Source organism: Shewanella sp. Arc9-LZ (assembly GCF_010092445.1).
In the GTDB taxonomy this organism is placed as follows: domain Bacteria; phylum Pseudomonadota; class Gammaproteobacteria; order Enterobacterales; family Shewanellaceae; genus Shewanella.
In genome coordinates this window covers 1,884,221-1,900,706 of the sequence record NZ_CP048031.1, presented here as the reverse complement: position 1 = coordinate 1,900,706, position 16,486 = coordinate 1,884,221, and the positions used below count along the sequence as shown (strand labels likewise).

14 protein-coding genes are annotated in these 16,486 nt (G+C 40.5%); 3 read left to right on the top strand and 11 right to left on the bottom strand.

The window, feature by feature from the left end; genetic code table 11:
- Positions 1–122 precede the first annotated feature (122 nt).
- Together GUY17_RS08110 and GUY17_RS08105 are read right to left on the bottom strand one after the other, a co-directional pair.
- A complete protein-coding gene (locus GUY17_RS08110) occupies positions 123–1,841 on the bottom strand; it encodes a sodium:solute symporter family protein (RefSeq protein WP_101088178.1) in 1,719 nt (572 codons plus the stop codon).
- A gap of 11 nt (positions 1,842–1,852) precedes the next feature.
- Complete coding sequence (locus GUY17_RS08105) at positions 1,853–2,119, bottom strand: DUF4212 domain-containing protein (RefSeq protein WP_011637017.1); 267 nt, start codon at positions 2,117–2,119, stop codon at positions 1,853–1,855.
- Positions 2,120–2,478: 359 nt separating this feature from the next.
- Between GUY17_RS08105 and GUY17_RS08100 the strand changes: the two genes are divergently transcribed.
- On the top strand, positions 2,479–4,647 hold the full coding sequence (locus GUY17_RS08100) for a diguanylate cyclase (RefSeq protein WP_368039261.1): 2,169 nt from the start codon (positions 2,479–2,481) through the stop codon (positions 4,645–4,647).
- Here GUY17_RS08100 and GUY17_RS08095 read toward each other — a convergent pair.
- The gene (locus GUY17_RS08095; protein WP_162022815.1) at positions 4,637–6,136 is read right to left on the bottom strand and encodes a carboxylesterase; all 1,500 of its coding nucleotides are present in this window, start codon (positions 6,134–6,136) and stop codon (positions 4,637–4,639) included. The two genes, GUY17_RS08100 and GUY17_RS08095, sit on opposite strands and share 11 nt — an antisense overlap.
- A 102-nt stretch (positions 6,137–6,238) precedes the next feature.
- On the opposite strand from GUY17_RS08095, the gene GUY17_RS08090 reads away from it, so the two are divergent.
- Positions 6,239–6,805, top strand: a complete 567-nt coding sequence (locus GUY17_RS08090) for a hypothetical protein (RefSeq protein WP_254439886.1) — start codon at positions 6,239–6,241, stop codon at positions 6,803–6,805.
- A gap of 4 nt (positions 6,806–6,809) precedes the next feature.
- Here GUY17_RS08090 and nadE read toward each other — a convergent pair whose 3' ends face one another.
- From nadE to recR, 6 genes are all read right to left on the bottom strand, one after another.
- Positions 6,810–7,640, bottom strand: a complete 831-nt coding sequence (gene nadE, locus GUY17_RS08085) for an ammonia-dependent NAD(+) synthetase (protein WP_101088172.1) — start codon at positions 7,638–7,640, stop codon at positions 6,810–6,812.
- A 116-nt stretch (positions 7,641–7,756) separates the two neighbouring features.
- A complete protein-coding gene (locus GUY17_RS08080; protein WP_101088171.1) occupies positions 7,757–9,061 on the bottom strand; it encodes an inosine/guanosine kinase in 1,305 nt (434 codons plus the stop codon).
- 610 nt (positions 9,062–9,671) lie between these two features.
- Positions 9,672–10,316 carry an adenylate kinase gene (gene adk / locus GUY17_RS08075; protein WP_101088169.1) on the bottom strand — a complete coding sequence of 215 codons (645 nt, stop codon included), beginning with the start codon at positions 10,314–10,316 and terminating at the stop codon, positions 9,672–9,674.
- 136 nt (positions 10,317–10,452) lie between these two features.
- Positions 10,453–11,316 carry a tetratricopeptide repeat protein gene (locus GUY17_RS08070; RefSeq protein ID WP_162022814.1) on the bottom strand — a complete coding sequence of 288 codons (864 nt, stop codon included), beginning with the start codon at positions 11,314–11,316 and terminating at the stop codon, positions 10,453–10,455.
- 66 nt (positions 11,317–11,382) lie between these two features.
- Positions 11,383–13,296 (bottom strand): molecular chaperone HtpG, encoded by a 1,914-nt coding sequence (htpG, locus tag GUY17_RS08065; RefSeq protein ID WP_101088165.1) that lies wholly within the window; start codon positions 13,294–13,296, stop codon positions 11,383–11,385.
- A gap of 278 nt (positions 13,297–13,574) precedes the next feature.
- Entirely contained in the window at positions 13,575–14,174 is a 600-nt protein-coding gene (recR, locus tag GUY17_RS08060; protein ID WP_101088163.1) for a recombination mediator RecR, read from the bottom strand.
- 627 nt (positions 14,175–14,801) lie between these two features.
- Here recR and GUY17_RS08055 point away from each other — a divergent pair.
- Entirely contained in the window at positions 14,802–15,629 is an 828-nt protein-coding gene (locus tag GUY17_RS08055; RefSeq protein WP_162022813.1) for a GGDEF domain-containing protein, read from the top strand.
- 61 nt (positions 15,630–15,690) lie between these two features.
- Here GUY17_RS08055 and GUY17_RS08050 read toward each other — a convergent pair whose 3' ends face one another.
- Both GUY17_RS08050 and GUY17_RS08045 read right to left on the bottom strand, forming a co-directional pair.
- Complete coding sequence (locus GUY17_RS08050) at positions 15,691–15,924, bottom strand: helix-turn-helix transcriptional regulator (RefSeq protein WP_101088159.1); 234 nt, start codon at positions 15,922–15,924, stop codon at positions 15,691–15,693.
- Positions 15,917–16,417 carry a hypothetical protein gene (locus GUY17_RS08045; protein ID WP_059746794.1) on the bottom strand — a complete coding sequence of 167 codons (501 nt, stop codon included), beginning with the start codon at positions 16,415–16,417 and terminating at the stop codon, positions 15,917–15,919. The genes GUY17_RS08050 and GUY17_RS08045 overlap by 8 nt, the downstream gene beginning before the upstream one ends.
- Positions 16,418–16,486: the final 69 nt, after the last annotated feature.

The window sequence follows — 16,486 nt, the reverse complement described above, 5'->3', positions numbered from 1 at the left end:
CCCTATTGTGCATGGGCGAACAATATCACTATAACAAAGCGTTTCGCTTATCTGCTATAGGACTAAAGCCCAACAAAAAGAGCGCCTAAGCGCTCTTTTTAAACAGTGTTGATTACAGCAGTTTAATGATCGTGTGCTTCGCCTGACCCTTTAGGGAAACGAATAGACTCAACCATTGCGACTATTTCGTCAGGAATTTTAGCAGTAACTTTACTGACAGCAAAAGCGACACCAAAGTTAACCATCATTCCCACCATACCAATACCTTCTGGTGAAATACCAAATAACCAGTTTTCAGATGTATTCGATGCAGGATTAATAAACTTGAAGTAGGCAATATAACTAGCAGTAAATAATAGCCCGATCACCATACCTGAAATAGCACCTTCTTTATTCATGGTTCTAGAGAAAATCCCCATGATAATAGCAGGGAATAACGAGGCTGCTGCGAGACCAAATGCAATGGCCACCACCGCGGCTACGAATCCAGGAGGATTAATACCAAAGTAACCCGCCATAACAACCCCGAAACCAGCAGCTATCCGTGCATACATTAACTCTTTCTGATCCGAAATATCCGGCATTAGATTTTTCTTGAGTAAATCGTGCGACACAGAGGTTGAAATTACCAGTAATAAACCCGCAGAGGTAGATAATGCTGCAGCTAAACCACCCGCGGCAACTAATGCAATAACCCATGCTGGAAGATTGGCAATTTCAGGCGTGGCAAGAACCATAATATCGCGGTCAATGTTCATCTCATTTTTTTCACCATTGGTGTAAAAAATCTTGCCATCGTTGTTCTTATCGTCCCATGTAATTAAACCCGTTTTTTCCCAGTTTTTAATCCAAGTTGGCGCAGTTTCATAAGGCACGCCAGTTGATTCTGGTCCATTGATGGTTTCAATCATATTAACGCGAGAGAAAGCAGACAATGCAGGAATAGTGGTGTACATAATAGCGATAAATACTAAAGCCCAGCCCGCAGAAATACGCGCGTCTTTTACTTTAGGAACAGTAAAGAAACGTACAATCACATGCGGTAAGCCTGCTGTACCAAACATTAATGCACCGGTAATAAAGAACACATCTATCATCGACTTGGAGCCTTCGGTATATTGGGAGAACCCGAGTTCTGCCGATAATCCATCGAGCTTATCGAGTAAATACACCCCCGTACCATTACCTGCGGCATCAATCATCTCAGCGCCAAAACCAATTTGCGGTAATATGTGACCTGTCATCATTACTGAGATAAAGATAGCAGGAACCATAAAGGCAAAAATAAGAACGCAGTATTGTGCTACCTGTGTGTAAGTAATCCCTTTCATGCCACCTAATACAGCATAAAAGAATACGACTGCCATACCAATGTACACCCCTGTTTCTACGTCAACTTCTAAGAAACGAGAGAACACTACGCCAACACCACGCATTTGGCCTGCAATGTAGGTAAAACAAATAAAGATGGCACAAATAACAGCGACAGTACGTGCCGTCTGAGAGTAGTAGCGATCACCAATAAAGTCCGGAACCGTAAATTTACCAAATTTACGTAAATAAGGCGCCATACATAATGCTAATAGCACATAACCGCCGGTCCAACCCATTAGATAAACTGAGCCATCATAACCAGTAAAAGATACAATACCGGCTAATGAAATAAACGATGCTGCTGACATCCAGTCGGCTGCAGTTGCCATACCATTTAGAACAGGGTGAACACCACCACCTGCAACATAAAACTCTTTAGTTGAACCAGCACGAGTCCAAATGGCGATCCCGATGTACAGCGCAAAAGTCGCGCCGACAATTAAATATGTTAGTGTTTGAACATCCATCTTAGTGCCCCTTAGTCTTCCTGAACATTGTATTTTTTGTCTAATGTATTAGCTTTCGCCACATAAACAAAAATCAGCGCCACGAATACATACATTGCACCCTGCTGCGCAAACCAGAAACCCAGTTTGAATCCCATAAAGGTAATTTCGTTTAACACATCTACTAATAGAATACCGCAGCCAAATGACACTGCAGCCCAAATTGCAAGCAAGCTAAGTACTAAACGTAAATTCTCACGCCAGTAACCCGCTGCCTTATCGTTATTTTCGAAACTCATTGCGACTCCCCTAAGTTATTTTTTGTAAAGCCATTGTTAATTTAGCAATTCAGGGGGCCATCACAATCAAGACCTTAGTCGTACTTGATTAACAAACGTTAACGTAAAATATTAAAATGCATATAAATCAGATGATTGAGAAATAATGAATTGAAATGAACTTCTTGTTTTTCAATTTAATTAGACCAAGGTCGAACAAGATTTCGCCATTAAAAGATTGAGATCTGCATCACAAAAGATAAAAAGGAATATTTGTGAGTAAAAAAAACTTCGTTTGCGTTGAAATCTGTTCTATTTCCTGAGATAAATGCTTAGATAGGAATAAATCTTTTTAGAATACAAATAATAAGGATATTTTTTTGACATTGCCTCGCATTAATCAACAACACCTTTTATTCTCGATTATCTTGGGAGTAATAGGATTGTTCATCAATTGTTACCCGATACAATTTTTTGCTAACGTGCAATTTGTATTAGGTAACACGGTGACTGTCATTGCTGCTGTTTTATTAGGGCCTTGGTATGCATTTTTGACCGCAATGATGGCATCAACAGGATTAATGTTGATATGGGATAGCCCGCATGTTTACTTATTTTTTGGGCTTGAAGCATTATTTTTAGGCTATGCCAGACGCCGTGATATCTATGCCTTATATGCCGATGCCGCTTATTGGTTATTTATAGGTGCACCAATGGTGTATTTATATGTGGTTCTATTGATGGATATACCGCCATCTCACTTAGGCTTTATTATTTCAAAGCAAGGCATCAACGGACTGATATATACCAGTATTGCATCATTACTTATTTTAGCTATTCCAAAGTTATGGTTTTTAAAAGACAAAGTTAAAGACCGCAACCGTAGACAATTAAGCGCGCAACTGACTTATTTCTTCACCTTAATGGTGACGTTAACATTATTGTTTTCAGCGTTAATCTTTAATTTTTATTTTTTAGAACGTCAACAAGTCATGTTAAAACAAAACATGACGGAAGCGGTCGCCCACCTATCGACCTCTGCACAAAATTATATCAAAAACCATCAAACCGTGATCCAAAATACAGCAAGTCAATTAGATTTAGTTGCCGATAAACCAGAGCAATGGCAAGGCATTTTATCAAGTTCACATCAAAACTATCCCGGTTTTATCAGTATGTTGATCGCCAATCCGGCAGCCAATATTGTGGCAGCCAGCCCAGTATCAAGACTATTAACACAGCAATTACCAGAACAAAGTATCAACATTAACGATAGAGATTATTTTATTGAGTCATTCTATAACCAACGCCTATTCGTATCATCTGCCTTTCTAGGCCGCGGTTTTGGTAATGACGCGATTATTGCCATGAGCGCTCCCTTTTATCTCGATGAGCAACGCACACAAGTAGCAGGAATAGTAGAAGGTTCGCTTGATTTAACTCATTTTTCACATATTGATCAAGTTAATGAATATACCGAAGATGAATCTGTAGTGATGGTTGATGAACAAAATCAAATTATTTATGCTTCCAAAAAACTCGGTTTAAAACCACTTTCACAATTTAATTTTGCAATAAATAAAGGAGTGTATCGTGCCAATCTTGAGTTAATCAATATTCACAATACTACCTCAATTGTGCCTGAATATATGTATGCTCACCGGGAGCTCGATAATGGTTGGACAGTGTATATTTTAAAAGAATTTTCGCCGCTACTAAAACTCGCTGAAGAACAAATGTTCAGTAGTTTTATCATGCTGTTGATTGCATTATTGGGTACCTTCTATATTTCAAAAAAGCTCAGCGCGTTGTTAACGGTGCCATTAGAAGCTGTCGCCAATCAATTCAGTCAGTCATATTCAAGTCCAGAAAAAACCTCGGCAATTGACGATAGTTCACCCAGAGAAGTATTCAACCTGTATCAACGATTAGCAGCCAGTAAGCAACAACTCATCGCGCATCAAGTCGAGTTAGAAGAGACTGTGGCTAATCGTACCGCGGAATTAGAAAAGGCCAACAAAAAACTCACCGAGCTGGTTGATAGAGATCCGTTAACTGGCTTATATAATCGCCGTTATGCTGAACGTAAATTTGGTGAGTTAGTGGATTTTTGTTTGCGAAGCGATCAGGCCATTACTGTTGTATTGCTTGATTTAGATTTCTTCAAAAAAGTAAATGACAATTATGGCCATTTAGCTGGAGATGAGTGCTTGCGGAACGTGTCGCATTTATTGCAGAAATACTTTAAACGCGACATTGATATTGTGGCCCGTTACGGCGGAGAAGAATTTTTGCTTATTCTGCCTTTGTCCAATACCTTACATATTGAACACCATCTCAATGGCTTTAGAGAAGCACTGTCGCAATTAGAAATCACCTCACCCGAAGATAAACAGTCATTCAACGTGACGGTCAGTATTGGTGCTATTACGGCCAGTGCTGATTATGAAGCTGAACTCGATAAGTGGATTAAAGTCGCTGATGATAATCTCTACCAAGCAAAACAACAGGGACGTAATCGAACAATCATTAACATCATTAATGACTAATATTTAGCGGTTTATTGCCTAATGGTGACTCAGGTTGATACCCTTGAGTAAACTCATCAATTCGAGTCATCATGTAAGGATAAAATGGATTCCATTTCTGACGTAACATGTCATCAGCAGTCACACTGAAAATGCCTCGTTCACCTTGATAAATTGCTCTGCCTATTTGGATTTTATCCGAATCAATGCCTGGTAGAGGCCCGTAAAGGGTATCTTCAATCGGAAAACTTAACGCCACATGAGATAAAGAATACACATCATTAGGCCAAGTTAAACTTAACGCTAACACATCATTGGTTATCGATTTATCAGCTAGCTCCCTGACTTGAACATGATTATCCCGTTGCGGATCATTTTCAACCAAACTTAAACGGTAAGGTAATTGCTTTGGTAGCCAAAATGGAGCAAAAGTCGCCAGTGGATCTTGAAACAGTAATTGGTTGTTACTCTTCGTCCTATTGACATCAAAGAGCACCAATTGATGGCCTTTGTTTAGCGGCAATTTTTGATATAGCAAATCAACCACAGCAAGTGAAGAGACCGTATCATCAACAACTGACTGAAACGTTAGTATTGCAGGAATAGCATCAAACTGTTGCGGCGATAATGACGCTAATAAGGTCTGGTTACGCTGAGTTAACTGATATACAACATCGCCAGCATTAACAGCAAAAGACCGATATTTAAAGGGATCATATTCCGTTTGAATGCTGTTCCAATACAGTTTATCTTGGCCGAGTAATTTACCCAGTTTAGCTTGCCAATAAGCGCCTGCTGCAATGGGAGCAAGACCAATGGCTGGTGATAACATGACCATACCGGCAAAGCTTGTAGGCTTATCTAAACTGATATTCTCAAGTTCATGGTTTAACGCTAAAGCAGCTCCTGTCGAAAAACCGACCACATAAATGGGTTTACCGGGTAATTGGGCAGACAAGCGGGCAACAGCTAGTGATACAGCCCCAGCAAGATCAGGCCAAGTAATGTCGGTTAATCCAGAAGGAATGGTACCGTGCCCTGGCAAGCGCAACCCTAAAACATAAGCCTGGTGCTGATAATGCTGCGCAAAATGCGACATCACATAAGGTGAGTCGGACATACCGTGCAGCAATAAAAGGCCAAACTCAGCCTGGGGATTTTTCCATTCGAAAGAACGATTCCAATTTTGTTGCCATAACCCAGGATCAGACAGGCTATTACGCTCATAACGATTAATTGGGGATGCTATTTCAGGTTGATATTGACGGTAAACTTGCTGTTCTACTTCAGCAAAAAGTTTATCTTCTAATTGTAAATATTGGCTAAAATCAGTTAAACCAGACTGTTGATGGTATTCAGAGGTTAGGTGTGTCGTGTGCCATAATGATAAATTAGGCCGCGCATTAAGCATCCAAACAGCAGTAATAATTAACGCTAACCCAATACCTAAAGCACCATAAAATGCGGCAAATAAAAAATGTTTTGTCGATCCAATCACAATTGCACGCATAATTACCTTAAAAAATAGATACCGAATACAAACAAAAATTTAGCGTAACATTTACTGCTGAACTGTCAGGCACTTACTATTCATAACAATACTGGAAATAATATGTCATCAGGTTTATATAGCCATATATGGGGACCGATGAATCCCGATATCATTTTTTATTTACCTACTCCTCCAGAGCTACCCGCGCACTGGCAAGCCACGCATCCCGATGCAATCACACAACTGGTCACATTAAATGGTAATCACTGGCGGAAAATTGTCACCATAATGGCGAAGATTTGCTGTTTAGAGCACGATATTAATGCTAATAAAGGGATTAATTGGAAACAGATCCGTGACCAATTATTTAATGAACATCATAATCCACAAACCGGAAAACACATCAACACTCCATCACGCTTGCATTGCCAATTACGTATTGTTAACCCCAATATTGAACATCACGACGAGGTAGTATTTCTTCCTGAATTTTGGCATATTTTATGTGGTAAAGAAGCCCAGCAACGTATGGGAATATCCGATCCTCGGCAGTATACATCACTAGATGAAAAGCAGAAAATACAGCACCAGCACACGGTGTTACTGACGCCATATTTAGATTATCGACAATATGCTAATGCGCTAATAGAACTCACCCGACAACACATCACCTTAAGCAAAGTGTAAGATATTAATCGTAAATCGTCGGAATAGGCTCACGTTTATGTTGGGTACGTTTATAGATACTCACCAATTTATCTTCCACAGACTTAGCAACATCTTTACCTTCTAAGAAGTCATCAATTTGATCATAGGTCAGCCCTAAAGCGACCTCATCTTCAAGTTGAGGCTTATTGTCTTCTAAGTCCGCCGTAGGGGCCTTTTTGACCAATATCTCTGGCGCGCCTAAATGGGCTGCTAATTGACGTACTTGACGTTTATTTAAGCCAAATAACGGCGCTAAATCGCAAGCCCCATCGCCCCATTTGGTATAGAAACCAGTAATATTTTCCGCACTATGATCAGTGCCCACAACAAGGCCGCCCATAGCACCTGCGATATCATATTGGACTATCATGCGCATTCGGGCTTTAACATTACCCTTGAGAAAGTCAGTCTTAGCAGCATCTGTTGATGCTAAACCCGCGGCGGTGAGACCCACTATAGTGGCATTATGGATGCCAACAACACCATCATGAACATTCACGGTCACCTGTTTTGAAGGCTGAATAAACTGACAGGCTAGCTGAGCTTCAGCTTCATCTTGCTGGACATGGTAAGGTAAGCGCACTGCAATAAACTGATACTCGTCACTGGTTTTTTCTTGATTAAGGCTATTCACTGCCAGTTGGCATAAACGTCCAGCAAGTGATGAATCAACACCGCCACTGATCCCCAAGACTAAAGTTTTGCTGTGAGCATCTGATAATTTTGCCTTAATAAAAGCAATTCTGCGTTGGATCTCAAACTCAGGCTCAATAGCCTTAAGTACATGCATCTCTCTTAAGATTTGTCCTTTCACGTGACGCTCCTGATTGCTTATTAATATTCTGACTTTCGGTGCCTATTCTATAAAAATCTACACAAAAAAAAACGATAATGATGCATCATTATCGTTTTATTTTTATCGATGACCAATCATCGTTCCCAATATGACTCTTCTAGACTGTCTTCTCGCTCTGGTAAACCACGAGATAAACGTGGACTATGCTGCGCTAACACCTCGTATGCAACGCGATTAGCGTATTTACACACTTGTGAAAACGACGAATAACATAAACCATCTCGTTTATGTTTACTCGAACCAGGCACATTGGTTTTATGGAACGTATTGGCTGATAAATCATGAAGCAACGCAGACAAAGCTCCATCACCAGCACCATTGGTATTACGAATTAATTCAGGTCCACCCATGTAAGGGGCAATGTGAGCGTACACTTTTATGGGCGTATCGCAATCCACTTGTAATTTAGGGCGAGAAAACTCATAACGGTTAAATTCAGGAATGGCGCCCGGTAATAAGGTATGGCTGGTTTCACGCTTTTCAGCATCTTCAGTATAACCCGCAGTATAAAGCCCTATCGCACCCGCCGTGGTTAGCACCATGTCACACCAATCTAGCGCCATTTCACTGGCAAGCAACGGGTCTTTAAAACCCGTTAACGCTTCACCTTCGTCTTCATTCATGGCTAAAATAGTGACATGCTCATTAATAAAATTTTGCCACCATTGCGGATCTTCTTGAATTAAAAAACGTGTCCCTAAGGTTAACACCACTGGTACATCGGCTTCTTTAGCGTAATTAATGGCCGTCATTGCCGCATCAGTAATGCCATCACCTTCGCTTGCTCGCATCAGGTATGCCGTTAATACTAACGCCGAACTGCCTTGTATCACCTCTTTATCGATATACTCAGGTGTTAGCTTATCCATCGCGCCTTTACTGATAGCAAACGTGCGTTCACCACAATCGGAAATTAACGTAAAGCAGCGACCGATAGGACCATCGACAGGTTGTAAAAAGTTAAGATCAACCTTTGAGGAAGTGTTACATAAATAGCGATATGCATAGCTACCCACCATAATATGTTGGCTCATAACCCCAAAAAGCACTGAGCGGTCATCGGCTAAAATCGAATAATTATGGACGGTGTTACCAATAGTGCCACCGGCAAATTCATCGCTGATCATCTCATTGGATTTAAGTTCATGGTACAAATTATGGGCTTGCTCATCATTAATGAGAGTAGAGTTGCCTTTAGGTAAGCCATATCGCTCAAGTAACTCGTCTTCTACTTTAGCCTCGATATCAACCAAGGTTTGATCGATACCGCAAATGTAAGTAGAAAAAGGTTGAGGCTGCTGCGTAAGTTGAGCCAATAACGGATCACGACTGTTTACAGGGAAATAGTGTTTGGACTTACGTTGACCAGGAAACTTCATATTGGGCTCTCATAGCTTGGCGTCCGTGCAAGTGTGAAATTAATTACCACTGACACTCATTCAATTTTATATGAGTCGTCATCCGCGAAAATGGCGGCAGATTTTATCATAGGTAAGCGTCAATCCTATATCACTTTTATCACATTCACGGCCTAAATATGTTCCGTTGAGGTCATCAGTCTTATTTTATTAGTTTTTGACCTACGCCGATATATTGCCTCTGGCTAAATCAACTGGACAATATTAGTCCGTTCAATCACACATTAGCCTCAATAGTGCTGTATTGAATAACTTAAGTTTGGGCTGATAGATTGGGTAAATCGAGTAAAAGGACTGTTCAACAGTCATGTGAAACTTGCCATTGTATGACTATCAAGGCGCATGAAGACTTCAATAGCGAGCCGATGCAATGGTGGCATTAGAATTTGATAATCGTGTTTACAATCTCGAGCGGAGGTTAAATAAACATTGATTCTATATGAGTGATTCAATATCAGTGATTCAATATTAGTGAAAAGTATTCCCACTAATATACAGCAACGGTTAGGTTATTCTTTAGGCATAAAAAAAGCCTGCAAAGCAGGCTTTTAATGGCGGAGCTAATCAGCGATTATTTTAATACGCTGGCTAGTTGCTCACTCACTTTAGCGACAGATTGAGTACCATCATACTTGTTGTACTGAGTCTTACCGGCAGCAGCAACTTTGCCATAATAATCAACTAATGGCTTAGTTTGCTCATGGTAAATGCTTAGACGCTTGCGTACGGTACTTTCTTCGTCATCTGGGCGGATAGATAAATCTTCGCCAGTGACATCGTCTTTACCTTCCACTTTCGGTGGATTGAACACCACGTGGTAAACACGACCAGAACCAGAATGAACACGACGTCCGCTCATACGCTTAACGATTTCTTCATCAGGCACATCGATTTCGATAACATGATCAATCTCAATACCATTTTCAGCCATAGCATCAGCTTGAGGAATTGTGCGAGGGAAACCGTCAAGTAAGAAGCCTTTTACGCAATCTTCTTGAGCAATACGCTCTTTCACTAACCCAATGATAAGATCGTCTGAAACTAATTGACCTGCATCCATTACTTTCTTAGCTTCTAAACCTAATGGCGTACCAGCTTTAACCGCGGCACGTAACATATCACCAGTTGAGATCTGTGGGATACCATACTGTTCCATAATGAACTGAGCTTGGGTACCTTTACCGGCACCTGGGGCACCCAATAAAATAATGCGCATCTCAAAAGTCCTCTTTTAAGTTTGTGTTCTTTTTAGGGCGGCGATTTTCGCACATCTGCCGCACTTTTAATAGCGCTTTTGTTATGACATTAGACCAAGATCTAATAAGGGTTGTAACAAAACAGCTTCAATTTGTTTAATACAACAAGGTATACAATTTACGGCGATATTGATTGGCTAACGTATTGCCCTGACCTATCGCGGTTAGAATTTCCATGAAGACTTGTTTAACTTTGCCATCAGCAGCACTCATATCTTTTTGTAAAATAACAAACAATAATTCAAGGGCTTCTTCGTTACGTTGAGCAACATTTAATGCTTTGGCTAATATAACAACTGCGTCTAGATTATCAGGTTGCTCTGCGACATTTTGTTGCAGCTGACGAATTTCTGGAGTATCTGCCGCATCTTCCGCTAACGCTAATTTAGCCACTAAATTATGATAGTAACTGTCTTGATCCGCTAAACCTATACGGGCAAGTAGCCCTTTGGCTTCTGCGAGTAAACCTTGCTGTAAAGCCACATCAGTCATCACCAATGCAACTTCAGGTGCTTGTTGTGAATCGATAAAAATTGTTTTTAACTGGTCAGAAATTTTAGCTAAATCTTCTGGCGATAACTCACCTTGGGCTAATTGCTGCTTAACATCATCAAACTCTTGTATCCACATTGGCGGTAAATGTTTGTCGAGCAAATCACTAATTTGTTCTTGGCTTTGCGCCCCAGAAAAACCATCAATGGGTCTACCTTTATCTAAAATCAATGTGGTCGGTACGTTCTGAATTTGGAAGTAATTCGCAATTTCTAACTCAGTTTCACAATCCACTTTAGCGAGAATAAATCGCCCACCTTGGCTATTGGCAAGATGCTCCAGCGTCTGCAACATTTGTACACTTTCGGGCTGTTGTTGCGCCCAAAATGCTAATACCACCATTTTTTGCATTGAGGTATCAACAACTTGTTGAATATTATCTTTAGTAAGATTAATGAGGTAGTCCATATTGCCTCCGCAGAATGACAAAAACAAAAGCGGACTTATTGTCCGCTTTTACTGCTTAAATCGAGTTTACTTTACACTCGCCAATAACATTTGATTGGTCAGTTTAATAAACGCTGAAGGGTCAGCCAAACTGCCTTTCTCGGATAACAATGCCTGTTGTAATAACAAGTTAGCCCAATCAGCAAACAATTGCTCGTCAGTTTCGTTATTCAAATGCTCAACCAAAGGATGCGTTGGGTTAATCTCAAATGTTGGCTTAGACTCTGGCACAGGCTGACCAGCAGCTTGCATCAGTTTAATCATTTGCGTCGACATTTCGCCTTCGCCCGCTACCACACACGCAGGAGTATCAGTTAGACGAGAAGTAACACGAACCTCAGAAACGCTGTCTGCTAACGCAGCTTTAACACGCTCAATTAAACCTTTAGACTCTTCGGCTACTTTGTCATGCGCTTCTTTATCAGCTGCATCTTCAAGTTCACCTAACTCTAAATCACCACGTGTCACTGAATGCAACTTCTTGTCTTTGAACTCAGTTAAGTGATTAACTAACCACTCATCGATACGCTCAGACAATAACAATACTTCGATGCCTTTTTTACGCAGTAACTCAAGATGAGGACTATTAGCAGCAGCTTCATGACTGTCAGCAACGATATAATATATTTTGTCTTGACCGGCTTTCATGCGCTCAATATAGGCCTCTAATGACACTGTTGTTGCGGCAGAGTTGTCATGAGTAGAAGCAAAACGCAATAAACCTGCAATGCGTTCTTTATTAGCAAAGTCTTCTGCAGGGCCTTCTTTTAATACTTGCCCAAATTCAGCCCAGAAAGACTGATACTGTTCTGGCTCATCTTTAGCCAGTTTTTCAAGCATGCCTAACACACGTTTGGTGATACCCACGCGCATTGCTGTTGTTACTTGATTATCTTGTAAAATTTCGCGAGATACGTTTAATGGCAAATCATTTGAATCGATTAATCCACGTACAAAGCGTAAGTATGTAGGTAAAAACTGTTCCGCTTCATCCATAATAAATACACGTTGAACAAACAATTTCAAGCCATGCTTATGGTCGCGGTTCCACATATCCCAAGGCGCTTTAGCTGGGATGTACAGTAAACTGGTGTATTCTTGCTTACCTTCAACACGATTGTGAGACCATTTTAATGCGTCGCTGTAATCGTGAGAAATGTGCTTGTAAAATTCTTGGTATTCTTCTTCCGTGATGTCTGACTTATTACGAGTCCAAAGCGCTGTCGCTTTGTTCATCACTTTCCACTCACCTTCCGTTGCCGCGACTTTCTCTCCATCAGGGCCGTCTGACTCAGGTGTACCTTCATTCCACATTTGTACTGGAACAGAGATATGATCAGAGTACTTAGTGATAATTGAGCGTAAACGGTAATCGTCTGCAAATTCAGTTTCTTCGTCACGTAAATGCAGCACAATTTCAGTACCACGTTCATTTTTAGTGATACTTTCTACATTGAATGAACCTTCGCCTTCAGATTCCCACAAGACACCTTCGTTAGCAGCATGGCCGGCAGCGCGAGTGCGTACAGTAACTTTTTTCGCCACGATAAAGGCCGAATAAAAACCCACACCAAACTGACCAATTAATTGTGAATCTTTTGACGCTTCGCCTGAAAGATTATTAAAAAATTCTTTAGTGCCAGACTTGGCGATAGTCCCTAAATGTTCGATGACGCTATCGCGGGTCATACCAATACCATTATCTGAAATGGTGACTGTGCCCTTTTCTTTATTCGCACTTACACGAACGCGTAAATCACCGTTACCTTCATATAAGGTATCGTCAGTTAATGCTAAATAGCGAAGCTTATCTGCTGCATCGGCCGCGTTTGAGACTAGCTCACGTAAGAAAATCTCTTTATTCGAATACAGAGAGTGGATCATCAATTGCAGAAGTTGTTTTACTTCGGTTTGAAAGCCATGAGTTTCTTGTTGTGACATGAGTATTTCCCTTGGTGTTACGTTTAAACAATCACGAGTCGAAAAATCCACTCGCCTAAAATTCTGTGTTAACCAAGAGATGGGGGACGTTACAATATTTTCAAGGGGCAACACCGCCTTGTTGAATAATAAATCATCAGATAAGACCAAATCGGCTCAATATGACACATTTTTGTAGCCTGTATTCCTCATGACTCATCCAAGATTGAATAAAAAAATGCCAACAAATCTAATTTTTGACTTGCTGGCATCTTGGTTTCTAATCAGCTACGGGGCTATTACAGCGGAATACGACCATTAAAAGATAATGCTAAAGTGGTGCTATCAACGTATTCAAGCTCACCACCCACGGGAACGCCATGTGCGATACGACTAATCACCACATTGTGTCTTCTGGCCATATCAGCAATAAAATGTGCAGTGGCATCACCCTCAACGGTCGGATTGGTAGCAAGAATAAGCTCGCTCACGTCATCTGATGTTAAATGGCGTTCAAGTAACGCTAAACCCAACTCTTCAGGACCAACACCGTCTAACGGCGACAAGTGCCCTAACAGCACAAAATAACGGCCATTAAAATGACCACCAGCTTCAATAGCAAGCACATCAGCAGGCGTTTCAACCACGCAAATGATCCCAGTATTGATGCGACGATGGCTACTGCATATAGGGCATAAATCTTGTTCGGTAAACGTACGACAACTTTGACAATGTCCCACCTCAGACATGGCTTTTTGCAACGAATCTGCGAGCTTAAGGCCCACTTTACGTTCACGCTCAAGTAATTGAAATGCCATACGCTGTGCAGACTTAGGGCCGACGCCAGGCAACGCACGTAAAGATTGAATTAATTCATCGACCAAAGGACTAAATTTCATAAAATTGCCAATACCTTAATAGCTAAACTCATTGTAATGTCATGGTGAAACCGTCTTGTGATCGGCTAAGCCAATATGCGGAAACACCAAAGCAGTGCGATTATTGTCTGTGCAGCGTTTGAATGCAAAGATTAAAACCTCTGTTGCAATAAATGAAGCCACAATCGACGAATTAACAGTGTTCTTATTGAATACTGTAACTCTATGGCCACAGCCATCATAGATAAGGGAATTGCTCAACGACTACTTTTTAGCAAAAAAGTTACGGCGATTACGGGAGCAGATTAATAACGAAACAACGTGTCGCTACACCAATTTAAAACCAAGCAAACCAAGCAAACCAAGCAAACCAAGCAAACCAAGCAAACCAAGCAAACCAAGCAAACCAAGCAAACCAGCTTAAAGATACTCTATTGACTCATCTTTGTTACTTTAGACACAACCGCAAATAAGGCGTTAATTAACTTTTGAAAGCCATCACTTTTTTTGTTCAATCCATCTGATATTCTACTATTCAGAACTTAATATTGCCTGTGAGGACCTAAGGAGGTCATTCACGATAATATTTAAAACACCACCAAAAATATGAGTTTTCAAATTAAAGTGTCACCTATACAAGGGCCCAATATGCAAGATACTTTACCATTATTAGCTAGTGGGTTGGTTATTTGCGGAGCGCTAATACTTGCAATGGCTATCAAACCGGTATGGACGATATTTAGCCGACTTCCAACCGGCGAATTGCGCCACAGTTGGGGATTTCTTATTCTGCTGATCCTGTTTTTCATCACAGGTTATGTCATTTACGCTAAATTTTGCGTGGTTACATTTTCTCAACCACTCGATTTAGTAGTGCCAGTGATATTTTTTTGCGGAGCTATTTTTGTATTTGTTGTGTGTAGCCTATCCCTCAAAACCACCAATGACATTATGCAGATACATGCCCTTAAACAAGAAAACATCACCGACTCACTAACAGGAATTTTTAACCGTCGATACTTAGATCGTCGCCTCAAAGAGGAAACACAAAGGGCGCAAAGTTATTCTAAACCACTATCCATCTTCCTTATCGATATTGACCATTTCAAAAACATTAATGATAAGTATGGCCATCAGATTGGTGACTTAGTTTTGAAAAATATCGCCCAGAACATTAAAATGTCGTTAAGAGAATCAGATATAGTGGCTCGTTATGGTGGTGAAGAGTTTATCGTCATCCTTCCTCTAACCCAAGTCTCCACATCTTATACACTTGCTGAACGACTCAGAACGATTATCGAAAACACTCAGTTAGTACTGCCTGAGATAGATATACTTCCCATTGGTGTCACTGTGAGTGTAGGTGGTGCTGGAATGACATCTGAATGTAAAGACTACCAGTGTCTGATTAAAAATGCAGACAGAGCACTCTATCAATCAAAACAAAATGGCCGTAATCAAGTGAGAGTAGCTTAGACAGGACGCAAATAACGTAACAAAAGGCTGTTTGAGGGGATTTTATTATCACGTGTTTAGGTTACTTACCTGAACGATAAGTAAAAACCTTATCCAACGGTAAATTAAACACCTCTGCAATTTTAAACGCCACTTCAAGTGTTGGAGAGTATTTATTTGACTCTATTGCCATCACCGTTTGACGCGTCACACCAATTTGTTCGGCCAGTTGCTTCTGCGTCATTTCGTTATGTAAAAAGCGTAACGTACGAATAGTATTTGAAATCCCTACTTTTACATCATCCCGATTATCCATAAATATCACCAGTGCGCCCCTTATACAATTGCACACCGTAATGTGCCAGTTCAGCAGTTAGAAAAGCCACAATTAAAATATGCAGTGGTAAATACGGCACAGTCCGTTGTTGCATAAAATCAAAATCTTGGGCGGCGATATTATACTGAAAAATGGCAAATACAACGCCCACTTGCAAAATGATAGCCGAATATTTATAACCGACTAAACTGATTTGTTTTTCTCTCACATCCATCGGTTGTGATAACTCATCGTCGCTAATTAACGCTAATAAAATATAACTGACAACCATCAGTACAATTGAGTAAATGATGATCTCAAGCAGTAAACTTGATAACCATTCAATAGATGCAAGTTGCTCTGGGGTTGCATTAAACAACTGGCTCAAATAAAGATAGAAAATATAACCTGTTACCAAAAAATCTATCGATAGCGTTAGCTCGCGAAAGCTGGTTTCTTGCAACCATTGGTGTACTTTTTGTTTATTACTCATGTTAACCCCAGCGAACTCAAAGTAAAAAATATTTAACTCACCTCATGATAGTTTGATGTCAATCAATGT